The 25,754-nt window shown below is 37.0% G+C and carries 26 protein-coding genes; 20 read left to right on the top strand and 6 right to left on the bottom strand.

Annotation, left to right across the window (positions count from 1 at the left end; all coding sequences use genetic code 11):
- The first annotated feature begins 14 nt into the window (after nucleotides 1–14).
- From HYG86_RS06400 to yqeC, 6 genes are all read left to right on the top strand, one after another.
- A complete protein-coding gene (locus HYG86_RS06400) occupies nucleotides 15–1,520 on the top strand; it encodes an ABC transporter permease subunit (protein WP_213168109.1) in 1,506 nt (501 codons plus the stop codon).
- 34 nt (nucleotides 1,521–1,554) lie between these two features.
- On the top strand, nucleotides 1,555–2,547 hold the full coding sequence (locus HYG86_RS06395) for an ABC transporter ATP-binding protein (RefSeq protein ID WP_213168107.1): 993 nt from the start codon (nucleotides 1,555–1,557) through the stop codon (nucleotides 2,545–2,547).
- The gene (locus HYG86_RS06390; RefSeq protein ID WP_213168105.1) at nucleotides 2,548–3,513 is read left to right on the top strand and encodes an ABC transporter ATP-binding protein; all 966 of its coding nucleotides are present in this window, start codon (nucleotides 2,548–2,550) and stop codon (nucleotides 3,511–3,513) included.
- A 115-nt stretch (nucleotides 3,514–3,628) separates the two neighbouring features.
- Nucleotides 3,629–4,360 carry an ABC transporter ATP-binding protein gene (locus HYG86_RS06385; protein ID WP_213168104.1) on the top strand — a complete coding sequence of 244 codons (732 nt, stop codon included), beginning with the start codon at nucleotides 3,629–3,631 and terminating at the stop codon, nucleotides 4,358–4,360.
- Nucleotides 4,360–5,121, top strand: coding sequence for an ABC transporter permease (locus HYG86_RS06380; RefSeq protein WP_213168102.1), 762 nt, complete (start codon nucleotides 4,360–4,362; stop codon nucleotides 5,119–5,121). The genes HYG86_RS06385 and HYG86_RS06380 overlap by 1 nt, the downstream gene beginning before the upstream one ends.
- Before the next feature lie 9 nt (nucleotides 5,122–5,130).
- Nucleotides 5,131–5,862, top strand: a complete 732-nt coding sequence (yqeC, locus tag HYG86_RS06375; protein WP_213168099.1) for a selenium cofactor biosynthesis protein YqeC — start codon at nucleotides 5,131–5,133, stop codon at nucleotides 5,860–5,862.
- A gap of 69 nt (nucleotides 5,863–5,931) precedes the next feature.
- Here yqeC and HYG86_RS06370 read toward each other — a convergent pair whose 3' ends face one another.
- From HYG86_RS06370 to HYG86_RS06355, 4 genes are all read right to left on the bottom strand, one after another.
- Complete coding sequence (locus tag HYG86_RS06370) at nucleotides 5,932–6,957, bottom strand: hypothetical protein (protein WP_213168098.1); 1,026 nt, start codon at nucleotides 6,955–6,957, stop codon at nucleotides 5,932–5,934.
- 29 nt (nucleotides 6,958–6,986) lie between these two features.
- The gene (locus HYG86_RS06365) at nucleotides 6,987–7,823 is read right to left on the bottom strand and encodes a YheC/YheD family protein (protein ID WP_213168096.1); all 837 of its coding nucleotides are present in this window, start codon (nucleotides 7,821–7,823) and stop codon (nucleotides 6,987–6,989) included.
- A gap of 65 nt (nucleotides 7,824–7,888) precedes the next feature.
- Nucleotides 7,889–8,500 carry a helix-turn-helix domain-containing protein gene (locus HYG86_RS18275; protein WP_281391313.1) on the bottom strand — a complete coding sequence of 204 codons (612 nt, stop codon included), beginning with the start codon at nucleotides 8,498–8,500 and terminating at the stop codon, nucleotides 7,889–7,891.
- Nucleotides 8,501–8,545: 45 nt separating this feature from the next.
- On the bottom strand, nucleotides 8,546–9,223 hold the full coding sequence (locus HYG86_RS06355) for a hypothetical protein (protein ID WP_213168094.1): 678 nt from the start codon (nucleotides 9,221–9,223) through the stop codon (nucleotides 8,546–8,548).
- A 216-nt stretch (nucleotides 9,224–9,439) separates the two neighbouring features.
- Between HYG86_RS06355 and HYG86_RS06350 the strand changes: the two genes are divergently transcribed.
- The 4 genes from HYG86_RS06350 to HYG86_RS06335 all read left to right on the top strand — a co-directional run bounded on the left by HYG86_RS06350 (nucleotide 9,440) and on the right by HYG86_RS06335 (nucleotide 12,576).
- Nucleotides 9,440–10,189, top strand: a complete 750-nt coding sequence (locus HYG86_RS06350) for a CAP domain-containing protein (RefSeq protein WP_213168092.1) — start codon at nucleotides 9,440–9,442, stop codon at nucleotides 10,187–10,189.
- 122 nt (nucleotides 10,190–10,311) lie between these two features.
- On the top strand, nucleotides 10,312–11,013 hold the full coding sequence (locus HYG86_RS06345; RefSeq protein ID WP_213168090.1) for a hypothetical protein: 702 nt from the start codon (nucleotides 10,312–10,314) through the stop codon (nucleotides 11,011–11,013).
- A 189-nt stretch (nucleotides 11,014–11,202) separates the two neighbouring features.
- The gene (locus HYG86_RS06340) at nucleotides 11,203–11,550 is read left to right on the top strand and encodes a phage holin family protein (RefSeq protein WP_213168088.1); all 348 of its coding nucleotides are present in this window, start codon (nucleotides 11,203–11,205) and stop codon (nucleotides 11,548–11,550) included.
- Between the two features lie 15 nt (nucleotides 11,551–11,565).
- Nucleotides 11,566–12,576, top strand: coding sequence for an alpha-hydroxy-acid oxidizing protein (locus tag HYG86_RS06335; protein ID WP_213168086.1), 1,011 nt, complete (start codon nucleotides 11,566–11,568; stop codon nucleotides 12,574–12,576).
- Nucleotides 12,577–12,893: 317 nt separating this feature from the next.
- Here the strand turns inward: HYG86_RS06335 and HYG86_RS06330 are convergent, their stop codons facing one another.
- On the bottom strand, nucleotides 12,894–13,763 hold the full coding sequence (locus tag HYG86_RS06330) for an IS3 family transposase (protein ID WP_213169134.1): 870 nt from the start codon (nucleotides 13,761–13,763) through the stop codon (nucleotides 12,894–12,896).
- A 20-nt stretch (nucleotides 13,764–13,783) separates the two neighbouring features.
- Nucleotides 13,784–14,467, bottom strand: a complete 684-nt coding sequence (locus HYG86_RS06325) for a helix-turn-helix domain-containing protein (RefSeq protein WP_213165595.1) — start codon at nucleotides 14,465–14,467, stop codon at nucleotides 13,784–13,786.
- Between the two features lie 160 nt (nucleotides 14,468–14,627).
- Between HYG86_RS06325 and bshC the strand changes: the two genes are divergently transcribed.
- The 10 genes from bshC (at nucleotide 14,628) to trxA (ending at nucleotide 25,692) form a co-directional block, all read left to right on the top strand.
- Complete coding sequence (gene bshC, locus HYG86_RS06320) at nucleotides 14,628–16,196, top strand: bacillithiol biosynthesis cysteine-adding enzyme BshC (protein ID WP_213168084.1); 1,569 nt, start codon at nucleotides 14,628–14,630, stop codon at nucleotides 16,194–16,196.
- A gap of 69 nt (nucleotides 16,197–16,265) precedes the next feature.
- Complete coding sequence (gene bshB1 / locus HYG86_RS06315) at nucleotides 16,266–16,961, top strand: bacillithiol biosynthesis deacetylase BshB1 (RefSeq protein WP_213168082.1); 696 nt, start codon at nucleotides 16,266–16,268, stop codon at nucleotides 16,959–16,961.
- Nucleotides 16,962–16,975: 14 nt separating this feature from the next.
- The gene (bshA, locus tag HYG86_RS06310; protein WP_213168081.1) at nucleotides 16,976–18,073 is read left to right on the top strand and encodes an N-acetyl-alpha-D-glucosaminyl L-malate synthase BshA; all 1,098 of its coding nucleotides are present in this window, start codon (nucleotides 16,976–16,978) and stop codon (nucleotides 18,071–18,073) included.
- Between the two features lie 158 nt (nucleotides 18,074–18,231).
- Nucleotides 18,232–18,573, top strand: coding sequence for a hypothetical protein (locus HYG86_RS06305; protein WP_213168079.1), 342 nt, complete (start codon nucleotides 18,232–18,234; stop codon nucleotides 18,571–18,573).
- Between the two features lie 129 nt (nucleotides 18,574–18,702).
- Nucleotides 18,703–20,328, top strand: a complete 1,626-nt coding sequence (locus HYG86_RS06300; protein ID WP_213168077.1) for a putative manganese-dependent inorganic diphosphatase — start codon at nucleotides 18,703–18,705, stop codon at nucleotides 20,326–20,328.
- A 384-nt stretch (nucleotides 20,329–20,712) separates the two neighbouring features.
- Nucleotides 20,713–21,588, top strand: a complete 876-nt coding sequence (locus tag HYG86_RS06295; RefSeq protein WP_213168075.1) for a glucodextranase DOMON-like domain-containing protein — start codon at nucleotides 20,713–20,715, stop codon at nucleotides 21,586–21,588.
- Between the two features lie 63 nt (nucleotides 21,589–21,651).
- Nucleotides 21,652–22,911 (top strand): ABC transporter substrate-binding protein, encoded by a 1,260-nt coding sequence (locus tag HYG86_RS06290; RefSeq protein ID WP_213168073.1) that lies wholly within the window; start codon nucleotides 21,652–21,654, stop codon nucleotides 22,909–22,911.
- Nucleotides 22,912–23,129: 218 nt separating this feature from the next.
- The gene (locus HYG86_RS06285; protein ID WP_213168071.1) at nucleotides 23,130–24,368 is read left to right on the top strand and encodes an MFS transporter; all 1,239 of its coding nucleotides are present in this window, start codon (nucleotides 23,130–23,132) and stop codon (nucleotides 24,366–24,368) included.
- 72 nt (nucleotides 24,369–24,440) lie between these two features.
- Complete coding sequence (gene trxB / locus HYG86_RS06280) at nucleotides 24,441–25,355, top strand: thioredoxin-disulfide reductase (protein WP_213168069.1); 915 nt, start codon at nucleotides 24,441–24,443, stop codon at nucleotides 25,353–25,355.
- Nucleotides 25,356–25,368: 13 nt separating this feature from the next.
- A complete protein-coding gene (trxA, locus tag HYG86_RS06275) occupies nucleotides 25,369–25,692 on the top strand; it encodes a thioredoxin (protein WP_213168067.1) in 324 nt (107 codons plus the stop codon).
- Nucleotides 25,693–25,754: the final 62 nt, after the last annotated feature.

Below are 25,754 nucleotides of genomic sequence, written 5' to 3'. Positions count from 1 at the left end.
AAAGGGGGATGAACATGAAAAATAAAAGCACATACTCACCCTTTAAGGATTTTGTTAAGAAATTTAAGAAACAAAAAATGGCCATGGCATCACTTTTCGTAGTTACTTTTATTGTACTGCTGGGAATCCTTTCACCATACTTCGTACCATATAACCCAACTCTACCTGTAACAAATCAATATCAAGAAAAAGGGTTAGATATAGAACATCTCACAACAACCAATATCCCCTACCAAATTATTTACAGTGACGGTAGTGTGAAAAATACAAGCACCAACGGCACTCCAGTAATAGATAGTCAAAACCGAAGGATTGCATCAGCTAGGGGGATAAATAACTCCATCAATGCAACTGCAGTAAACATGGGGGAAACCTACGTAACAGTTTCTCTAAATGGAGTAACTAACCTTATAAAAGTTGTGGTAACAAGGGCAGAACATGATAAACCCATTGTTAGCTCGTTAAAAACAAACCAAGTAAACTCACCCCTTAGTGTAGGAGACAGTTTTACTATTGAAGTAGAAGCACTACTAACCGATGGAGAGCAAGTAACTGATCCCTTAGCAATACAAGAAGCAGCAGCTAATGTAGATGAGTTAATAGGAACCCAAGGGACGGCTTTAGAATTCACCTCCCTAAATCCTCAAATAGCATCTGTTAACAACCAAGGTGAAATATCAACAATTTCCCAGGGGATAGCCCTAATTAAAGTAAGTATAGGAGATGTTGAAACAGTTCTGCAAGTTCCTGTGGAAGTTGAAGATTACACACCCATCCCTGTGACTTTTGAGTTAGCAAAAAGAGAAATAGAATTGATGGATATATATAAACATCAGCCACCATCATCACTACACTGGTTTGGTACAGACCACCAAAATAGAGATATTTTTAGTAGAATTCTGGTAGGCACAAGACAGACACTTATTATAGGATTCTTGTCTGTGGCCATAGGTACAGTTTTGGGAACTATCCTAGGTCTGTTTGCAGGCTACTACGGTGGCTGGGTTGATTCACTTCTTACCCGTATGTGTGATGTGTTACTAGCTTTCCCCGGGATACTACTGGCCATCGCTGTTATAGCCATACTAGGTCCTGGAATATACAATATAATTTTTGCTGTTGCTGTCTTTACAGTGCCAATATTTATTAGGATTGTAAGGGCGAGCACCCTTTCCCTTAAAAATATGACATATGTGGAAGCAGCAAAGTCCATTGGGGTAAAAGACTATATAATAATATTTAGACATATCTTCCCTGGCACACTATCTGTGGTAATTGTTTACCTGACCATGCGTATAGGTACAGCCATATTAATTGGTGCATCCCTAAGTTATTTAGGACTTGGTGGAGACGTTACAGCTCCAGAGTGGGGGGCAATGTTAAATGCAGCGAAAAACAGTAGTAGAAATGTATTTCACCCCACTTTATTTCCAGGATTAGCAATTGTTATAACAGTACTGGCATTTAACCTATTAGGTGATGGATTGCGGGATGCTCTAGACCCCAAAATAAAAGACTAAGCAAAGCTAAGGTTAACTAAAGGAGGGCATGAACATGAACAACACAAAAAAAGTACTAGAAGTTAAAGACCTAAAAATAGACTTTGCCCAAGAAAAAGGGAGTGTCACAGTGGTAAATGGGATATCCTTCGATATTTATCCAGGCGAAACCTTAGGTTTAGTTGGGGAATCAGGCTGCGGTAAAAGTGTAACATCCCTTTCTATCATGGGTCTTTTGGACACCACACCAGGAAAAGTGTATGGTGGAGAAATAACCTACAAAGGTGAAAACCTTGTAATAAAAAACGATGAATTCATGTCTAAAATCAGAGGCAATGAGATATCCATGATATTTCAAGAGCCTATGACTTCACTTAACCCCGTTATGACAATAGGAGAACAACTAGACGAAGTATTGTATATACACACAAATCTAAATAAAAAGCAAATTAAAGATAAATCCATTGAAATGCTTGAAAAGGTAAAAATACCTAGACCTGACGAAGTCTATAAAAGTTATCCCCACGAGCTATCTGGTGGAATGCGTCAAAGGGTAATGATTGCCATAGCCCTTGCTTGTGAGCCAAAACTACTAATTGCAGACGAACCTACAACAGCCCTAGATGTAACTATTCAAGCACAGATACTGGAGTTAATGGGAAACCTAAAAGAAGAAACCGAAACGTCCATACTGTTTATTACCCACGATCTTGGAGTTGTTGCGCAAATGTGTGATAGGGTAATGGTGATGTATGCGGGAGAGTTAGTGGAACAAGGGGATGTGGTAACTATCTTTAAAACCCCTAAACACCCATACACAAAGGGGCTACTCAAATCAATTCCTAAATTGGGTGAAAGCCGTGGCCTTTTACCATCCATAAAAGGTCAAGTCCCTGCACCAGGGACCATAGAAACAGGCTGCAAATTTGCACCAAGATGTGAAGAAGCTATGGATATATGTAAAAAAACCAGTCCAGAACTATTACTTTTTGGGAGAAAACATAGCTGCAGATGTCACTTATATGAAGTCACTGAGGAGGTAGTGTAAATGGGGGAGAAACTATTAGAAGTAAAAGGTGTTAAAAAATACTTCCCCATTTATGGTGGGATACTAAATAAGGTTGTTGGCTCTGTGAAAGCTGTGGATGGAGTTGATCTGTCTATTAACAAAGGGGAGACCCTTGGCCTAGTGGGTGAATCAGGCTGTGGGAAATCTACCATGGGGAAATTGGTCTTAAATCTAGCTACGCCCACAGAAGGGGATGTGTTTATAGCTGGAGCAAACTGGGCAAAACTAAAGGGAGAAAAGCTAAGACAAGAGCGGAAAAAGGCACAAATTGTTTTTCAAGATCCATATAGTTCCTTAAACCCTAGACTAAAAGTAATGGATATCCTTATGGAGCCTCTAAGTGCCCATAACGTCCCAAAGGATAAAAGAAAAAATATGATTTTGGAAATCCTTGAGGCAGTGGGGCTTAGTGAATATCATATGTACCGTTACCCCCACGAATTTTCAGGCGGTCAACGCCAACGTATAGGTATAGCAAGGGCGTTGATTCTTAAACCTGAGTTTGTAGTACTTGATGAACCTGTATCAGCCCTGGATGTGTCCATACAGTCACAGATTTTAAACTTGCTAATTAAACTACAACAAGAACTAAACCTAACCTACTTGTTTATTTCCCATGACTTAAGCGTTGTATCACATATTTGCGACACAGTGGGTGTAATGTACCTAGGTAGCATCATGGAAAAAGCAGATGTAAAAACCCTATACACAAACCCTTTACATCCATATACCCAAAGCTTGCTAGCTGCGGTGCCAATACCTGACCCCTTAGTTAAAAGGGAAAAATTCATACTTCAAGGGGATGTTCCAAGCCCCTCTAATCCGCCAAAGGGGTGTCCTTTTAGTACCCGTTGCCCTAAGGTGATGGACTTATGTAAAGGGGAAAGACCTGTGTTAAAGGAAGTAGAAAAGTCACTAGTTGCTTGTCATTTATACATGAAATAAAATAAAACCTCGAATATAATCGAGGTTTTTATTAATGTAAGCCTATCCTTTACTTTAAAAAAGTGGGAGTTTATAGTAAAATTAGAATATCAATGCAATTATAGGAGGGGAAGAAGTGGGGATTAAATTATCTAACATCCATGTTTCTAAAAGTGATGGCACAAACAATTTGGAAATTATTAAGAACTTAAACATAGAAGTACAAAAGGAAGATATCTTTGCAATAGCTGGACCTTCCGGATCAGGAAAAAGTACAGTTCTAAGGCTCCTTAACAGACTAGATGATGCAACAAGTGGGGAAATATACTTAGACGATACAGAGATAAAGAGTTGGGATATACGCAAACTTCGGGAGAAAGTAGGCTTTGTTTTCCAAGAGTCTGCACTATTTGAAGGCAGCGTTTTAGACAACGTTATTTACGGTTTGAGAATAAGAGGTATTAAAAAAGAAGAAGAACAAACCATAGCATCAGCTCTTTTAGAAAAGGTAGGTTTAGATCCAGAATACTTAGATCGTGACATAGAAAAACTTTCAGGTGGCCAAAAGCAACGTGTAAATATAGCAAGAACCCTGGCACTAGACCCTGAGATAATACTCTTAGATGAACCAACATCTGCCCTTGATCCTCAAGGGACAAAACTAATAGAGGACTTAATGATGGAATTAAATGAAAAGCATAACAAAACTATAATTTTTGTAACCCATAATATAGATCAGATACAAAGGATAGCCAAGAGAGTTTTACTCCTTGGAATCAAAAAGATTGCTTTCTTTGGTACCAAAGGAGAACTCTTTGAATCAACAGATTTAGATATAACCACATTCCTAAAGGGAGGTAGAGAATAATGAGAGAGATATCCACCCTTCAAGTAGTACTTTCTTTGGTTTTTGTGGTTATGGCCATATACTTTTCCCGCGTATTCAAAGTTAAAATGGGCTTCGATATTGCAGATGCGGCAGTTAGATCCTTTGTTCAGTTGATCGCAATAGGGTATGTCTTAACTTTTATCTTCAACCTAAACTCCCCCATCTATGTTATAATCATGATTTCTATCATGGCCGGTGTTGCAACATACAACTCAGGTAAAAGGGGGCAAAAAGTTAAAAATTCCTTCTTAATAAGTGGTATAGCCATATATGCAACCACTTTATTTACCATCATTGTACTTTCAGGATTTAACATTATACCCTTCGAAGGGCAATTCATCATTCCTGTGGCAGGAATGGTCATTGGAAATGTGATGAATGCAACATCATTGGCTTTAATGAGGCTACACGATGAAATCAACTCCAATAAATCTAAAATAGAAGCAGCCCTTTCCCTTGGTGCCACTCCAAGGCAAGCTATTCAGTTTGCCCTACAAAAAGCTATCACAACTGCCATGGTACCAGTTGTAGACAGAGCTAAGGTAGTGGGAATAGTGAGTTTGCCTGGTGGTATGAGTGGTATGATTTTAGCCGGGGCTTCTCCCCTAGAAGCAGTTAAATTTCAAATTGTAATTATGTATATGCTTCTAGGTAGTCCCTTCTTGACTGTAGCCATCACAGGACTGCTAGCCTATAAACAGTACTTCACAAACTACTTACAGCTTAAATCAAGTCTATAGGGTGGCCCTATGGATATTATTAAACTGCTAGACATTAAACCCAAAAGCTTTATAACAATGGTAGGTGGTGGCGGGAAAACCACAGGTATGTTCCTCATAGCTAGTCAATTACACAATTGTATTATAACATCCACTACCAAACTATATAAGCCTCCCATAAATGAAAATATACTACCCCTTCAATGGGAAGGTACTTCTTCAACTTTTGGTAGCCATGGATTTAATAAAACACCACTCCTTTACTCGGAGAAGGAAGAAGGAAAATATCTAGGTATAAAGCCTGAAACTGCAAATTCCCTGTACGAAAAAGGTCCCTTTGATCATATCCTATGTGAAGGGGACGGAGCACGGATGAAGGCACTAAAGGTATGGAAAGAAGGGGAACCAGTTATACCAAGTTGCACTACCCATACCATAATCAACATCGGTGCAAAAGTCTTGGGAAAAACTTGGGGGCCAGAAACTGTCCATAGGTCACAGCTGTTGCCCTTTGATGGCTTAGAAATTAACTTTCAACTAATTTTAGAAATGATGGAAAGAGGGGTATTCTCCTTTAACATACCATCCACAAGTAAAGTATACTTATGTTTCAATCAGTGGGACACAGTTGAAGAGAGGTATAAGGCTAGCTACAAACCATTTGCTCAAAAAGCAAAACAAATACTCCTAAGCCCAAGCATAGGTTTAGAGAAAATTCTATTCGTGTCCTTCAGTAAAAGCAAAGTATATGACCATATATAAGACAAATAGCCCCATTTTGGGGCTATTTGCGTTATTTCAAAGTGGGTCCCCCCACTATTTACAGCTTTGTCACCCTTTACCTAAACCAGCCAACTTAGCTGCATATTCAGTACCCTTATTGTTAGGTGCCTTATTTTCTTTTTCAATTTCGGCCTTTTGTTTAGCAATGATCTTTTTCATGTGAGCTTTAAGTTTCGGGGAGGGGTCAGTTACTAATCTGCCCTTTTTCCCTTGACTATTATTACTACTTTTCTTTGACATGAAATCAACCTCCTTCAAATCTGAATTAACACGTTCTTCATCTAGATCTTGATCTTGCCCTTGATCTTGTTCAATTTTTATATACCTAAACAAATCATTGTCATGGGTATGGTTTTTTTCTATTAGACTATTACCTTCTTTTGCTACATCCATAAGGTTTTCTTCAACTAGAGTTTCTTTATTAACAATACTAACCTCACTACTTTCTAAAGGTGGAGGAATAGGGGAAAAAATTTTTTCATCAATTACTGGTAAAGTTTTAGTGGCAAATCTAAAAAGCCCCATAAGTACAGAAATTGCTAAAAGAGAATTGTGCCCTTCACCTGTTCTGAACTTAATATAGACTAATGGAGTAGTAAACTTCTTCCACAGCCCAAGATTTTTACTAGAGGCTTGTTCTTTAACAGGTGGTGCAACATAATCAAGTTCAAAAAAGCGTGCTAAAGCCCAGCCCATATCTGCTGCAATTTTTTTACTTCCATTTAACCTATAACCACCGTACCCAGTTTGAAAAACACCTTCTTGTGAATTGATAACAAGGACCAAATTTATATTTTTATTGACTTTCTCAGTGGAATCTAACAGATGCACCCTACATCCAGCACCCTGCAATAAATTCTGTAGTGGTTCTATAAAGGTTGAATTTATTTCGCCATTTAACTGCAATAGACCTACTTCTAAGTTATTCAGGGGGCTATCTATAAATATTACTTTATGGTCCTTCAATATGGTGTAATCGTCCCACAAGGCTTCTAAAGGAAGGTATATATTATTTTCGATTTCCTTCCCATCAATTTCTAACTGTTTTGCACCTTTGATTACTTTATAGGACATTTGTACACCTCCTCATACTGTCTTATGTTTTAGTCTATTCGCTTTCCATTAAAGGGTGAGTATATTTTATCGACTTTTTTAAAACTTGCTTTTTCCTTTTTATACTGCCTAAGAATGTCTTCATGATATCTGTCTATTTTTTTATATAGCTGCACATCAATCTCCCTAAACATTTCATACTTGGGCTTAGTATTTACCTCTATTATCCATGGCTTCAAGTATTCATCTAAGATCACATCAAACCCTAACTCCCTAAATCGAGGATAATATGAGTTTAATACTTCACCACCTTCGAGACAAAGCTCTTCTAATACATGATTAATTTTAATGAAATCATGTTGAAAATTTCCAGAGGACAGATAATCCTTTAGACTTAAGATACTAGCACCCTGATTATAATTCGTTACTATCATATTTTTAGACTTAGCCACCTTAACACCTAGACCAGAGACAATCCAGAGCTTATCAGGTTTTTGAATAAATACCCTGATATCAACATGTTTACCTTTGTACTCAAATGGTCTTATTCCCTGTTGTATTAGAAATTTTCTTCTAGCAATATACGCATTAATGATATACACTGATTCCTTAAAATTACCTTTCCACAAGATTTTATCATCGTTTCTAACAACGTAATGAGTGTTAGGTTCCTTGGCTATCTCCAAGGATAAAATATCCCTACCGAAAGAACCAGAAACAGGTTTTATATAAATAAAACTATATTTTTCAATCATCCTTAAAAGGCTTTCTTCTGTGAACTCAATAGTTTCTAACAAATGAGGACGAATAAAGTCTGATTGAAGTAGAATTTTATATTTGGATAACTTACTAGCTAAACTTTTAGCCCTTACATTTTTGTTTCTCATTTTTTCACAACCTTTACAAACTTATGTGAAGAATAAAAAGAAGTTGATGAAAAAGCAGCTATCTTTTACGATAGCTGCTCTATTTCTCCCATTTCCTGTAAAGCCCACAAAACAAGTTGAGTACGATTTCTAAGACAGATTTTTTGTAAGATATTACTTATGTGGTTCCTGACTGTTTTGTCACTGATAAATAGTTGCTTAGCTATTTCTCTATCATCTAATCCTTGTAACAACAAATTGACAACTTCATTTTCTTTTCTACTTAAGGCAACTAAGCTACGCTCTTTTATTTTCATCTTATCAACAGACCAAGTTAATATTTCAACAGCAGCCCTTAGGACTTTGTGGTTTTTGGTATTTAGATAGAGGCACTGATTGGGAGGAAGGACTATGAAATTTACCCCCTGAGCTATAAATTTATCAGTTTTTAGTACAGAGTTATTTTCTGTTAAAACAAGGCTACTACTTTTATCTTGTAAAATATCTTCCCAGATATCGCCAAGGAAATTAGAACAATTACTGGCCCAAATTTTTACACCTTTGTAGTTTTCTAATATACTCTTAAAATTGCTATTATCAACATCTACCACCTGAACCTTTTGCTTGTTTTTTAAATAAATAATTATCTCATTATTTATACTATCAAAACTGTTATGGACGATTATAAGCAGATTCATAATTTTCATCCTCATATAGCATTAGCCGGAAAAAACCGGCAATTGCTATTCATCCTCAGGCTGAGGTGGATAAAAATCGGGGAATGGTAATAGTTGGAATTCTTCACAAGCATCGACATCAGGAAACTCTTCGCAAAGTGGTGGTGTTGGGCAAAAACCATAAACAGGTACTAACAATTGAACTTCGGCCACTGACTTGACAATAATAAATGCACCAATAGGAATAAAAATATTAAACATTTCATCTTCAGTGTCGTCAAACTCTTCTATAACAGGCTCACCAGCTATTTGGAAGATTGCTTCAGCAATTGCATCCATTTTATCAGGTTCTGGAAGATATAAAATAACATCTTTCTCAAAGCAAACTTCATTGTCTTCAAAACCATTATCGCCTATTATTTGTTCTTCTTCACCTGTTCTAGTGTTTACTATAAAAGCATTGATATCAGCACAAACTCTCATCTGAACCCGTGCAAGGGGACCACCTTCAATTAGACTAATATTTAGAACGTCAAAACTTACTGAACTAGGTACTACCTCAGCATACGCGAAAATATCCTCGAAGTCCCATCCGAATGGTACTTCAAAAGCTCCAAACTCAAAAAACTCACATTCTTGTTGTCTACAGGCATCGTAAACCTTTGTAGTAATGATACAGTCTACCCCCGTTGGATCAGGGAATGAACCAGCGTGTCTTGTACTAGGATTGTATTTTTCTCTCATTTACTTATACCCTCCTTTCACAATAATTTATGTTTAGAAATCAGTGTTGGTGCAGGATTTATCCTTGGGAATTGCATAAATTCCAACTTATTCCTTAAAAATTACATAACACTGGTTTAATTTCAGTTTTATACCAACCTAGGCAGATATTACATTTGATAGTATGCAAAAAGACCCTTAGAATGTTTATATAGACAAAATAGAGGAGGAACTAGATTGAAGAGAAAAATAATTACAGTAACTTTAATAACTGGATTATCAATTACTGCCATTCTTAGTACACCCCTGTCTGTGCAAGCAAGCACATATAGAAATTTTTTACAAAATTACGTAAGTAACCAGCAGACAGTACCTACCAATAACAGCACTCCAGTACAACCAAGTACAACAACCCCAGCACCATCCACTCAAAATAACAACTTGGGAGATTTTTGGACAAATAGAAGGTCAAGAATTAGTACACCCCCAACCACTACAGCGCAAGATCCTGCACCACAACACAGTCAACCAACACAACAAAATCCTGCTCCAACTCCAGCACCACAACCACAAGTAAGCCCTCAACCCTCAGCAAACCACACAGTATCCCAAAGGGAAATGGAAATGCTAAGTAGAATCAATGAGGAAAGAGCAAAAGTTGGTGTGGCTCCACTACAAATTGACGTTGAGGTTAGCAAATGGGCTCGCATTAAAAGCCAGGATATGAAAGACTTAAATTACTTTGCTCATAATTCACCAACCTACGGGACTCCATTTGAAATGATGAGAAATGCAGGTATTTCATATAGAAGAGCTGCGGAAAACATCTCGGCATCACAAAGCCCTTATATTTCACATTTAAGATTGATGGCAAGTACAGGTCATAAAAACAATATATTAAATCCCAACTTTACCCATGTTGGTATCGGGATAGTAGATCAGAACTCATCAGGTGTACTTGTAACCCAATTATTTATACAAAAGTAAATCATAGGCCCAAGGCCTATGATTTTTTTTATTAGTTTTTAAATTAGGCATTCACCACTTAGGGGAGTGATACATATCTTGTAGAGAAGATAATCCAATTAAGTTATAGGAGGTTCAGATATATGGACGAGAAAATGAAAGATGCTGTTCAAGAAACATTTTTTAAGCCTAAGCCCCCCAAACCACCGACACCACCAGCTCCTGAAATTGACTGCATAATAACTACAAAAGTTTACGATGCTTGTAGACAGCAAGAATGTGAATTCTTTGAATTTGCTTGGGAACTACCAGATGGTTGGGATGAGGAAGATGTAACTTTTTCATTTGCTAGGATAGTTCCTAACTCTGTAGAGTACGAAGTTCTAAATAGAGAGCTTATTAACGGTGGACCGTTAGCAAGAATTCAAATTGAAGTTTGTGCAAGGGTTGAATTATTTGTTGTAAATGCACAAGGTATTGAAGTCCAGGTAATACCTTCCAATGGAGATGAGTTTGAAAATATTGTATGCTTCGAGAAAGATGTAATTTTATATATGCCTGAACTTGATAGAATGGAAGCAATAGCAGAAGCCATATTCCAAGTTGCTGGGGATCCCATTTTAGAATTCCCTGACACAACAGAAGATGGAGATGCATTAGCATTCATACCTATCGGAGCATTCATTATTCTAAAATCCGTAGCAGAAGTACAACTTCTTGTACCAACTTTTGGATTTTGCCCAACACCTCCCCTATGTGAAGAATTCCCAGATGTTGACCCATGTGAAGAATTCGATCTGCTACCTTTCCCAGATTTTTATCCACCACAACCAGATAACGATTAAATCAATAGGCCACAAAGAGACCACTTGCATAAAGTGGTTTCTTTGTTTATCCACCTAAGGATGGTTTTCATGCAACACAGGTATGAATTTTGTAAAATTATGCAAACAAATTATCAAAGTACTATAAAATATGCTATTATTTAAATAAGAGATAAAGGCTTAAAACTTATTATACGAGGAGGAGATACAATGAGAGGATTAGTATGGAGATGGATAATAAATGGGTTAGCGTTGTTTTTAACAGCACAGATTATCCAAAGTATAGAAATAACAAGTTTTGGTTCTGCTTTAATTGCAGCATTGGTATTAGGTTTAGCAAATGCAGTTATAAGGCCTATAATAAAACTAGTTGCTTTTCCTATAACTATACTTACACTTGGTCTTTTTACCTTTGTAATAAATGGATTTATACTGTGGTTAGTAGCTGCGAATGTAACTGGTTTTACAGTTGCTGGCTTTTGGCCTGCAGTACTGGGAGCCATTGTTCTTAGTATCATAAGCTCAGTTTTAACTAATCTAATAACTGATCAAAATTAAGGGGGATTTATTTATATGCCAACAGAAGTAAGAAAAAAAGCAAGGGATTTGATGTCAGGATTTTGCAAAGTATGTCCAGTATGTGATGGTAGGGCATGTAAAGGACAAGTGCCAGGCATGGGCGGCACAGGTACCGGTAGTTCCTTTTTTGCAAACATGGAAAGTTTAGCTAAGGTAAAGCTAAACATGAGGACAATCCACCATAACGTTAATCCAGATACAAGTGTTGAAATCTTTGGACAAAAACTTTCAGTACCTGTTATGGTAGGACCCATGACAGGTTCCACATATAACATGGGTGGCAAAGTAAGTGAAAATGACTTCGCAAAATATGTGGTGGAAGGAAGTTTAAAGGCAAAATCCTTCGCCATGACTGGCGATGGTGCAGATCCTACAATGTATGAATCAGGCCTTGAAGCCATAAAGGAATTTGGTGGCGGTATACCAATTATAAAACCCCGTTCAAACGAGGAAATCCTTAAAAAAATTAAACAAGCAGAAGTAGCTGGAGCCGTGGCAGTTGGTGTGGATATAGATGGGGCAGGTCTTATAACCATGGCCCTTAAAGGACAGCCAGTGGGACCTAAAACAAAAGAAGAATTAAAGGAACTAGTGCAGTCAACAGATCTGCCATTTATCCTTAAAGGCATTATGACAGTCGAAGAGGCTGAAATGGCTGTAGAGATAGGTGCTAAGGCCATTGTTGTTTCAAACCACGGTGGGCGAGTTCTTGACTTTTGTCCAGGTGCTGCGGACGTACTCCCTGCCATCGCTGAAAAAGTGAAGGGGAAAGTTACAATTTTTGCAGACGGTGGAGTAAGAACAGGTATGGATGTGCTAAAAATGTTAGCCCTTGGAGCTGACTGCGTACTAATTGGAAGGCCCTTTGTAACTCAAGCCTTTGGTGGTGGGGCAGAAGGTGTGGAGAATCACTATATAGCAATCAGAAACCAGCTATTCCAAGCAATGATCTTAACTGGTTGTGGATCAACTAGGGAAATAAATGGAGCTGTAGTATATAAATAATAAGAAGCGTCTGCTAAACTGAACATGCCCCTGTCAAGTAGACAGTAGAAAAAACAAAAAATGCTTTGACGTCAATCATCTAATTTGATTGGCGTTATTTTTTTGTAGGTTTGTTTTATCAAGTGAAAATATCACCTTTATACATAAGAATTTAATTACCCGCATTTATTCCACGGTCCTGTTGACATGGGGTCCCCTGTACCCTCTGGACTCCCATTCTTGGGCGGAAGTTGATACTAAACAAATATTTGGCTTCCGCCACACACATTTTACCAGAGGGTACACCCCATATAAACAGGCTTTCGCGGCATAAAAGCTTATGCTACCTTACTTAAAAGGTGCTGCCTATACTCCATTGGTGTCATGCACTCAAGCCTCTTCTGGTAACGACGGTTATTGTAATACTCTATGTATTCAATGACCGCGGCTTCCAACTCCTCATATGAATTGAATTTACTTAGGTAGTACATTTCTGACTTAAGAGTACCAAAAAATGCCTCCATAGGGCCGTTATCTATGCAACGGGATACTCTAGACATACTTTGTGTCATACCCGCATTATCCAACTTGTTTTTGAACATTTTTGAGGTGTATTGAAATCCCCTATCACTGTGGAAGATCGGCTTTGCATCAGGGTGCTGCTCATGGGCAATGTCAAACGTTCTAAATACCAGTGCATTGTTATTTGAATGACCCAAGACAAAGGACACTATGCTCTTATCTCCGAGGTCAAGTATGGCACTTAGATAGGCTTTTCCACTGATTCCATATTTCATCTCTGTTACATCAGTAAGCCATTTCTCCCCAAATCCATTTGCATTAAAGTTCCTGCTTAGTACGTTTTTTGCAGTTATTTCTGGTGTGGATTTGATGTAGTTCTTTCTCTTTCTACGGCATACAGATTTTAAACCTAGTATTTTCATCAGTCTGTAGATTCTCTTATGGTTTACATGGAATTCTTGCTCTCTGTTTAACTTGATTGTCATCTGACGATACCCAAGTATACCGCCTCTCTCTTCATAAGCATCTCGGATCAACGGTATTAAAGTCTTGTTAAACTGCTCATTGCCACTTGCTTCTCTGTTTAACCATTTGTAATATGAAGATCGTTCAATTCCAGCAAAATTACATAGTTTTGTGAGTGCATAACCTTTAGTATCATGAAGTTCATGTATTGTCAGATAGATGGTTTCATACCTTACCTGGCTTAAGACCGCCTCCTTTGTATTTCTTCCAACTTTTTTAGAAAATCTATCTCCATTTGCTTTTCGAGAATCTCAGCTTCAAGCAGTTTGTTTTGGGCTTTGAGTTTGTCCATCTCAGACATCTCATCTTCTGTTTTTCTTTTACCACGCTTGTCTTGAAGGGCATCTATACCTTGTTTTAAGTATTTATTAGTCCATGAATTGACCTGTTGGTAAGATACCTTAAACTTCTGCGCTGTTTCGGCATAGTTGTGTTTATTTTCAATGCAGTACTTTACTATTTCTACTCTTTCATCAAAATCAGTTTTTCTTCCTTTAGTCATGATAGATACTCCTCCAGTACCAGAAGATTTTAGTTTCTCATGACTATTATACTTCATAACCCACGTATGAAGCATCCCTGTAGAGCGTATTCCATATTCAAAACATATATCGTGCAAGGAACCCTTACCAGAAAGGTATTCGCTTACTGCCATTTCCTTTACATGTGAAGAGTGACTGAAATTCTTAGAACTAGTATTCAATCCTTTAATACCCAACGACTTATAATTGCTAACCCATCTCCTCATGGTATCTTTGCCAACACCAATTAACTTAGCTGCATGGCTAAAGGAATCTTTCCCTTCTATACACCTAAGAACATATTCTAATTTTTCTTCTGGTGAGAATTTACTTTTCCGTCCCATAAAAAATACTCCTCCTTGTAGTAAACAGTTTTTATTATTTAAACTGTTTACTACAAGGGGAGCATATCAAACAGACGCTTTTTTGTTTTTTTGACTAAAGTAATGAAGTAATATAAAATAATATCTAGACTATTGAATAAGATGAGGTGAAGAAAGTAAAATGCCTAATATATATCAAGAATACATAGCTGAGAAGGGGTCCGCCCTTTCTTTATTTGACTATTCCCCAACAATACCCCAAATACATAATCGATATGAAGAAATAAATGACAAGAAAGCAACTGTAAAGCTTTGTACCTATCTCGAAGGATATAACAACAGCTTAGGATGCAGCAAGAAAACCCTAGAAAATATACAAAGATTAAGAAATGGTGCAAAAACTGTAGTAACAGGGCAGCAAAGTGGATTACTTCTAGGTCCAACATATACAATTTACAAGGCACTGACTGCAGTAAGACTTGCTGAGCAGCTTACCAAAGAAGGTAAAGACGTCGTTCCTGTTTTCTGGATCGCAGACGAAGATCATGACTGGCAAGAAGTGAACCACACATACCTATTAGATGTAAAGGGGAATCCTCAAAAGCTTAAAATAGAATTAGATGTACAAGACAGCCCTGTACATCACATCAATCTGCAGGAAGAAAACCTAGAGGAACTATTAGGGTTTATTCAAGAACTTGGGTTTGATCAAAGCTTCACTAAAACCGTTAGAAATATGCTGGTAGATACCTACTCAAAGAATTTCAGTAAATGGTTTGCAAAATTACTAACATACATTTTGAAAGACACTGGTCTCATTCTAATCGATTCAAAGGCGGATATTTTAAAAGAGCAAGGTAAAGAAGTATTTACTAACATGATAGAAAAGAGAAGTGAGTTAATTCAAAACTTATCCACAGTTAGCACGAAAATCAAAGAACTGGGGTATAATCTTCAAAACCCATTTGACGAGGTAGAAGAAAGTAATCTATTTATTTTTAAAGATAACAAAAGGTACAAGCTTAAGTATCTTGGTAATGAGCAATATTCCATCAAGACAGGGGAAGTACTTACAAAAGAAGATGTGAAAGACTATATAAATAAAGGACTTGTAAGCCCTAACGTGTTTTTAAGACTTATTGTCCAAGATACATCCTTACCCACAGTGGCATTTGTTGGGGGGCCAGGGGAGATAAGCTATTTAGCCCAAATAAAAGATTTGTACCACAGCATTACTAATAGCAAGCTCCCTGTAATTTTCCCAAGACAGAGTTTTATGGTAATTGAGTCCCCTATTAATAAACTTATGAAAAGATATTCACTGAATTATACACATATCCACAACCTAGACCTAGAAAAAAATAAACTTATCCACAATGGTGAGTGGGAACTGATACAAAAGGAGTTCGAGCTTGTAAAAAATGACATAATTCAACAATATAAAAGACTTACTGACAAGATATCAACAATAAATACACAGTTATCCACAATTGGTGAAAAAAATCTACAGTTAATTACAAACCAAGTGGGCTATTTAGAGAAAAAGGCCTTTAATTTCCACAAGGAAAACCACTGTTTAGTGCTAGAGCATTTTAATAAAATAGAAAAAAATCTTTATCCAAACAATATAGAGCAACAAAGAAGTCTAAGTATTATTTACTATCTTATAAAATATGATTTTAGTTTTATACAAAAGGTGACAGAAGGTATGGATATTACAAACTTTAGTCTACAGTATATAGAACTTTAGGTAGTGGCACCCTGTGGCCTAACTAAGAAAATGAATTTAGTTTTATTATAAGAGAAGGAGGATTTAAGAATGATTGATATTATGGCAATAGGTGCACACCCAGATGATGTGGAAATTGGCGTTGGTGGTATCCTAGCAAACTATAAAAATACTGATGTTAAAACAATGATAGTAGACCTAACCCGTGGAGAAATGGGGACAAACGGAACCCCTGAAATAAGAAGGGGTGAGGGTTTAAAAGCCGCTGAGATACTAGGTGCAAAAAGGGTAGTTGTTGGCCTTCCTGACGGGAAGATACAAGTGGATGAAGAAAGCCTGATAAAAGTAATAGAAGTCATTAGAGAATACAGGCCTAAAATAATCCTTACCCACTTTAACGACGATACACAGCATCCCGACCACCAAAACGGCTCTAAATTAGTAACCCAAGCAGCTACTTTGGCAGGCCTAAGAAAATATCCAGCTCAAGGTGAAAGATTTAGACCCCAAAAGATATTTCAGTTTTTTGCTCCAAGGTTTATTCAACCTTCATTTATAATTGATATAAGCTCATCCTTTGAAACAAAAATGGAAGCTCTTCGTGCCCACGAAAGTCAATTTTTATCTAGGGAAAGTGGCTTTACCACAAATGTAAATCGTTTTGATATATTTGATAGGATAGAAACAAGTGCAAAATACTATGGTCAAATGATAGGTGCCAAGTACGGTGAGGCCTTGTTCTACAAAGGGGTATTGTCCTTTGATAACATCCTAAATATTAAGTAGTAAGGGGAGTTTTTATGAAAATAGGTATAACATGTTACCCTTCATATGGCGGTAGTGGAGCCATGGCAACAGAACTTGGGAAAACCTTAGCTGATAAAGGTCACACTGTTCACTTTATTAACTATGAGATTCCCTTTAGACTAAATGGTTATAACGAAAGGGTTGTTTTTCATCATTTAGAGGTACCCACATACCCCCTATTCAAATACCCGCCTTATACCTTGGCCCTTGCCTCTAGAATTGCAGAAGTGGCACAAATGGAGGGCCTAGATGTAATCCATGCCCATTATGCCATACCTCACTCCATATGTGGATACTTAGCCAAGCAAATGGTGCCAAATTTAAAGCTTGTGACTACTTTACATGGTACAGACATCACCCTAGTTGGCAATGATCAAACTTTTTTCCCCATAACGAAATTTGCAATAGAAGCTAGTGATGCAGTAACTGCAGTCTCTAAAAGTTTGAAAGATGATACAAAAAGGATTTTTGAAACAAGTAAAGAAATTGATGTTGTGTATAACTTTGTAGACACAACCATATATAAGAAAACTGTGGATAAAGAATTACAAAGGAATCTAACAAAGGGTAAGAAAGTGGTCACACATATATCAAATTTTAGGCCAGTGAAAAGAATAGAGGATGTAATAGATGCATTTAGAGGGATTGCTAGAGAGGTTGATGCTGTACTACTAATGATCGGTGACGGTATTGAAAGAAGTAAGGCTGAGCTATTGGCACATAAATACAACCTTGATGTGAAGTTTCTAGGTAAGCAACAAAACGTAATTCAGTTTCTTTCCATAACCGATCTACTGTTACTACCCTCAGAACAGGAGAGCTTCGGTTTAGTTGCCCTAGAAGCCATGGCATGTAACGTGCCTGTTGTTGCTAGTAATGTCGGTGGAGTACCAGAAGTTGTGGATGAAGGTAAAACTGGATACTTAGTGGATGTAGGTAATGTCCAAGGATTTATTGAAAAAGGCCTAACTATCTTGACAAATAATTCTCTTAGGGAAGACTTTGGGCAAAGGGCTAGGAAAAGGGCTGTAGATCTTTTTGATAAGGATACAATCATAGGTAATTACCTAAATATTTACAATAAACTTTAGTATAGAGGCAGGAATTTTAAACTTTGAATGGAATAGATATATATAAGATGGAAATGCTTGCCTATTAAAAAGGTAAAATACACACATAAAGGAAGGGAAATAAAGTGAATGACCCGTGGCCTAGGTTTAAGAGTTTTGTCTTTTGTACATTGATTTTTGTGGTGTTTGGTACTTTGATGGACTGGTCTGGATTAGTAACAGACAATACAAAGGGAATAGATGGAATCATGGGAAAGGTTGTATTTGTTCTCGCCGTTATCGGCATAGCACTGATACTGCTAGTACAAAAGCTAGACTTGAAATGGATCTCAAGAATAACCATGGTAATAATCATTTGTTTACTTTACTATGTTTTTACATTTACACATCGTTACAACATTAAAGCATCTTCAATAAATGGGGCATTAGAATATATAGGAGAAGGAATTTATTTAACTCTAATATCCAGCGCACTTACAATAATTGCATGTTATATAGGAAGAATCAAACAAACACATTAACAGAGCCATTGGCTCTGTTTTTAGTTATGGTACTAATATTTGTTCTTATTCAAAATTGCTACTTTACATATGATGTGGATATAATATAATAAATTATTGTGTGTGAACTTAATTAACGGAGGGGTAGAAATGAAAAAGGAAATAATTATACTTGGACATAAAAATCCTGATACAGATTCTGTGGCATCTGCCATATCATATAGCGCTTTGAAGAACAAACTAGGTCAAAGCAGTGTTCCAAAGGTTTGTAGTGCTATTACTGGGGAAGCAAAACATGTGCTAGAATTGTTAGATATTGAAGCACCAAAGCTATTGGAAACAATGGAGCTTAGGGCAATTGATATAATGAACACAGAGCATCCTTCTTTGTGGGAAGGAGAATCCCTTAAAAACATAGGATTTGCCATGGAACAAAACAGAGTTAAAACTATACCCCTTGTGGATACTGAAGGGGTAATCAAAGGAATAATCACCGCGGGGGATTTTGCGAAACTATATCTGCAAGAAATTTATAGTGGCGAGATTATTTCTGCACCCATAAGACTGGAAAAAATCCGAACTACACTTAACGGAATAATTTATAGTGGTGATAGTGATGAAAGGATATCTGGAAGGATACTAGTAGGTGCCATGAGTGTGGAAAAACTTTTAGAAAACCTTGAAGTCACTGATATTTTAATAGTTGGAGACCGTGAGAACTGTCATTTAGCAGCTTTGGAACATGGAATAAACGGTCTTATAATAACAGGGGGTGTAAAGCCCACTGAAAAAGTACTTGAAATGGCAAAGGTAAAAAACACACCTGTTATTGGCTTTAATGGTGACACCTTCACTGCTGCAAGACTTATATCCCTTTCCCGTAGTGGAAAGAATATCATGACAAAAAATCCCTTAACACTAGATATTAACAGTACTGTTACTGAGATTAAAGATATGTTTGCCCAGAAAGGATTTAGATCATTTCCCGTTGTAGATGACGAAGGGAAGCTCTTAGGTATCGTCACTAAGGGAGAGATACTAAATTCAAAACCAAAAAAAATTATTTTAGTGGATCACAATGAGAGATCCCAAAGCGTAGAAGGCCTTGAGTGGGGCGAAGTTATTGAGATAATAGACCATCATAGACTAGGTGATATCCAAACTACCAAGCCAATATATATCAACTGTAAACCTGTGGGAAGTACTGCAACACTGGTGGCTGAGATGTACCAACAACACAACATAACACCAAATAAAAAGATAGCATCATTGATGTTGGCTGCCATTTTATCCGATACAGTTATACTAAAATCTCCTACTACAACTGACCAGGATAGAGATGCAGCTAAGTATTTATCAACTGTTTCTGAGCTATCCATCAAGGAATTTGGAAAAAGCATATACTCATGGTCAAACAATCTAGACAACATAACACCCTTTGAAATGCTAACCCTCGATCTAAAAGAGTTCTCCTTCCTAAAAGGAAAAATGGCCATTGGACAGTTCGAAACCACAGACTCAGAAACTGTCCTTAAACTAAGGTCAGAGCTAATAAAAGAAATGGAAAGAATGATAAGAAAGAGAAACTTAGACCATGTACTATTGGCTATAACAAACATAGTAGAAGGAGATTCCTATCTGCTTTCAGTAGGAAACCTTAAATCCTATATAAACCAAGCCTTTGGAGCACCAGAAAACGAAATACACAAATTAAATGGAGTAATGTCAAGGAAACTCCAGATAGTCCCCCCACTAAGTGGTGTATTAAACAGTTAATATATTTTTTAGTTATAATGTATATTTTCCTTTAATCTGCCCAAACTAATAATGGTTAATGAACATTCTCATTAGCCCCCTGTGCAAACCTCGAACGGTCTAGGCCACTGTTCGAGGTTTTTTATTTATTAATAAGCCCAGTTCTCTAAACTCATTTCAGAATACACCCCACCTCTCCTTTCCATTGACAACTTATTGTCACAGGAGTAAAATTTAACTAAGGTAAGAAAAGTTCTCAAATTATCCACTAATTCTCTGGTCTATATTACCCTCATAAGGTCTGTTTTTTTTGAAGCAGAATATAATTTATAGAAGTAGCACTAAATAACTTGATGTATCCATCAGGATTGGATACTGGAATGTAAAGATAAGGGGGTAATTCAGTTGAAAAAAGGCTCTATGGTTTTAGCAATTATCATGATTTTGCTAATGACTTTACCAGCATTTGCTGAAAATCAAAAGACAGTTATATTTGAGATGCAAGATCCTCAAGGGGACTCAAATGGACCAGGTACGTATACATACGCCACTTCCGAGGAATTTGGCGATAAGGTAGAACAGATGTTAGATCTAACTAACTTTAAAGTTACTGACTTAGGACAAAAGATAGAATTTAGGCTAACCTTTGCCTTAGAACCAAACCATGTAACACCTTGGGAAGGTAACGGTTTTAACTTTCATAGGGTGGATATATATTTAGTTACCGGAGAAGGAAAAGGTAGAACAGACACATTTAATAAAGGTGCCATGGTACAGTTTGATACTCCATGGGATAAAGTTATAAAAATAGCTGATTGGAATCAAGGTAAGTTATTTCACAGTGAAAGTGATGTGGCAAATGCTAGTCAGGGAATCAGCCAAGGTGAAAATTTTACAATTAAGGTAGAAAATAAAGATATAGTAGTAACAATAGCAAAAAACCTAATTGGATTAATAGATAATAAAACTCAGTATTACGTTTTGGTTGGGCATCACGATGGATACGGGCCAGATGACTATCGACCAGTTACTGAACAAAGTGGTAAATACGTCGGAGGTGGCGGGGCCGACGAGGAGATTAATCCAAATGTTTACGATATACTTGCTGAAACTGCAGAAGAACAATACAGCCAGTTAAAATGGAAGGAAGGCAAACTAGCTACATTAAAACCCGTGGGAGGAACGGGTATTAAAATACCATATAAACTTCTAATTATAGTACTTGTGGCACTTCTAGTGTTAGGTAGCGGGTTTATGTTGATCAAAAGAAGACGTTATTAGAAATATATTTTTGATGTACTCAGTTAGGTAAAATTAAAGCAAAAGGTATGGGAGGGGAAACAGTTGAAGGGATTATTATACCTATCACTAATCATTCTAATAGCTACTATATTACCTCTTGTTGGATGTAATGGCAGCAGTGAAGAAGTATTTAAGGGCTACCAGTTACCACCTGAACGGGAAGAAGGAACAACGGTGGAGTTGGTAATACATGAAACATACACTGACGAGGAACATCAAGTATTTCAGACTATAGTTGATATGTTTAATGAAGATAACCCAGATATAACCGTAAAGGTCGAGAGAATTCCTAAAGGGGCACAGTGGTCAAGGCTTACCCAAGCTTTAGCCACAAAGGAAACCCCTGATATTGCCAGGGTGGAGATGGAGTATATAGCTACACTGGCAGATAGAGGAACCATTTTACCCATGGAGCTTTTCTGGGCAGAAGACCATAAAGAAACACTTGTTGAAGGAGCCATACTTTCTAATACCTATAACAAAAGAGTATGGGGAATCCCAGATCAAATCTATACAAGTGCTCTATTTTACAATGTAAGACTCCTTGAAGAATCGGGATCTGACATCCCTGATTCAAATTGGTCCTGGGAGGATTTGATGCAACTGGCAAGAAAAGTATCAGACAGGAATCCAGATGTTATAGGATTAAGTTATGGAAGTAGTTTGTGGGAACTATCTCCATATATGGGAAGTTACGGTGCTACCATCTATAACAGTGAGAATAAAAGGATAGAAATAGATTCCCCTGAAGTGGTGAAAGCATTAAACCTGCTTTATGGTTATCAATTGGATGTAGAAGGTTGGACTGGGTCTCCAATCCAATCCTTTATTAACAAGGATGCCGCAATGGTAATATTAGACTCCAATTCCATTCCAAAAATTGAAGACTCAGGTATCCGTTTTGGGGTAACAAAACTTCCCCATGGTCCAGCAGGAAGTGTTTCAAATATTGACGGAACAAGTATGGTTATATTTAAAGATACAGAACATCCTAGGGAAGCCTATGAGTTTTTGAAATTCCTTACATCTTCAAAAATTCAAGCCTTATGGGCTGATGAATTGGGTCAACTACCTGTTAATAAGGATTCTTTTAAAAATGTTGATGTTAATAAACATCCATATTTAGAGATATTTATGGAACAAGTAAGCAACGTTATACCAAAGCCTGCTCTACCGAATTACTCTCAAATGGAAGAACTATTCAATATGGAGATGCAAAAGGTCTTCAAAGGAGAAAAACGTTTAGAACATGTTCTTATGGATATAACCTCTGAACTAAATGGAGAGACACAAAAAGACTAAGGGGAAAGAATAGATATCATGACCCAAAAAGATCATTTAAGAATTTGCGCCCCCGAGGCGCTTTTTTTTGTCAAATACTACCTTAGAATCTATTGCACCTTAGCTATAAAATTTTCTTAGTCTTAGACCAAGGCCATTTGTATTTTTAGACGTTTTTTTAATGTACTCTTTATGTTAGAATATATTTAGAGTATAAAAATATTAGGGAGATGGAATAAATGCCAGAAAGTTATTTTACCTTGGTGAAAAAGATGTCTAAAAACTTAAAGCTATACTTTACAGCATCTTTTTTTGCATACTTAGGGTTAGGTGCAGGAAATGTTCTTGTGAATCTTTATTTAGTAGAAAAGGGATTTTCAGCGGACGTGGTGGGGATGTATCAGTCAATAAAATTGTTTACCACTGGCTTACTTGCTTTACCTGCAGGGATGGTATGCAATAAAATGGGGTTTAAGTGGAGCCTTAAACAAGGTTTGTTTTTTATAGGAACGGGAATATTAATACTGGTATTTTTTGACCATCAACTATTTGTTTACTTAAGTAGCTTTGTTTGGGGACTTGGCTTGTCCGTTTTTGCTGTAAGTGCACCTCCATTTATCCAGGAAAATGCAGAACCAAGACAAAGGCAGCAAGCATTTAGTATAAATTTTGCAGTTATGATGTTATCTCAGATGATGGGAAATCTTATCTCAGGGAGGTTAGTTGAATTTTTACCCTATGAAACCCTTTTTAGCTACAGAATAACCTTAGGCCTATTTACTTCTTTTACTTTAGTGGGAATACTCTTCTTAACGGGAATCAAGGAAACAATAAAACCATTTAACTTTAGTTTGCAGGGACAATTAAAGGGTATAATAAACTTGGCAACAAAAAACAATTATGTTCCAAAACTTCTAACCTGTCACATATTAATAGGTGTAGGTGCAGGCTTGATCGTTCCATTACTCAATGTGTTTCTCAAAGAAAATGTTGGGGCAACAATAGGGCAAATTGGTACTATTATGTCAATATCACAAACAACAACTGCATTTGCCGCATTGATGGCACCATTTATAGTACTTCGCCTTGGGAAAATAAAAGGGATATCACTACTGCGTCTGTCTTCTATTCCTTTTCTTTTGGCCATTGCACTTTTACAAAATGTCTATGTTGTAGGTGTAGCAGTATTTATCAGAAGTAGTTTGATGAATATGACACACCCAGTGGAATCCGAGCTATCCATGGGGCTAGTTGAAAAAGAAGAAAGGGCTCCCCTTAGTGCCCTACTTAAAACCATGGACAGTGTTGGAAGAGCATTCAGTGTACTATTAGGTGGTTATTTAATGAGTAATATAGGCTATACAATCCCATATTACTTAACATGTATTATTTATGTATTTGCAACCATATTATTTTATAAGTGGTTTAACCATATAGAAAAAGATAAGTCTCAATTAACTCAAAATTTACAAATGTAGTGTTGACATTGGGAATGATTACTAGTACAATAGAAATAACAAAATACCCCCTTAGGGTATAGGAGGGAAGCTATGATTTACGATTGTATAATAATTGGAGCAGGACCAGCAGGTCTGTCTGCAGCTATCTATTCAGCAAGGGCTGAACTTAAAACTTTACTTATAGATAAGCAAGGGCCTGGAGGTCAAGCTGCAACAACACATTTAGTAGAAAACTATCCTGGCTTTGCGTCAATCACAGGTCCGGACTTGGCAACAAGTATGTTCAATCAAGCCATGGATCTTGGTGTCGATATTGCCATCGAAGAAATCACAGACCTAACCCTACAAGGAGAAGTTAAGGAAATTATTACTGATGGTGGAGAGTACAAAGGGAAAACAGTGATTCTTGCCACAGGCGTTAAGCCAAGGCAACTAAATGTCCCAGGAGAAATTCATTTTAGAGGTAAGGGAGTTTCTTATTGTGCCACATGTGATGGAGCATTCTTCAAAGGAAAAACTGTTGCAGTTGTAGGTGGCGGTGACTCCGCAGTAGAAGAAGCAAATTTCCTAACCCGATTTGTAGAGAAGCTTTATATAATACATCGTAGAGATGAGCTTAGAGCAACAAAAATAGTACAGAAAAGGGCATTTGCAAATGAGAAGATTGAGTTTGTATATGACTCAGTTGTTAAAGAGATTCAAGGGGAAAACAAAGTTGACAGTGTCCTTATTGAAAATGTTAATACCAAGGAAAAAAGTGCAATTGAAGCTGATGGAGTTTTCATCTATGTTGGAAACGACCCCAGCACTGACTTTTTGAAAGGCCAAATAAGTTTAAGTGAGCAAGGATATATTATTACTAATGAAAACATGGAAACCAATGTACCCGGTGTATTTGCAGCTGGGGATATAAGAGTCAAAGTACTAAGGCAAATTGTTACTGCTGCAGCCGATGGAGCCATAGCTTCGGTAATGGCAGAAAAATATATAGAGAACCTAGAATAAGGAGGAATTTATTATGTCAAAGGCATTAGAAGTAACTACTCAAAGTTTTGAACAAGAGGTATTAAATAACGACACTCCTGTGTTAGTAGATTTCTGGGCACCATGGTGTGGACCGTGTAAAATGTTAGCTCCAATTATTGATGAACTAGTAGGAGACTACCAAGGTAAAGTTAAAATCGTAAAAGTAAATGTAGATGAAAACCAAGAAATAGCATCAAAATACGGTATCATGAGTATCCCAACACTTATTCTATTTGACAAAGGACAAGAAAAAGATACAATAACAGGATTCATGCCTAAAAAGAAACTAGCGGAAAAGATAGATTCAAACCTATAAATTTATGAAACAAAAAGGCCGAGAAATTAATAAATTCCTCGGTCTTTTTGTTTACTCTTTTT

Origin of the sequence: Alkalicella caledoniensis, from assembly GCF_014467015.1 — a bacterium.
GTDB classification, from domain to species: domain Bacteria; phylum Bacillota; class Proteinivoracia; order Proteinivoracales; family Proteinivoracaceae; genus Alkalicella; species Alkalicella caledoniensis.
The sequence above is the reverse complement of the archived record's forward strand: the minus strand, read 5'-3'. Positions and strand labels throughout refer to the sequence as shown.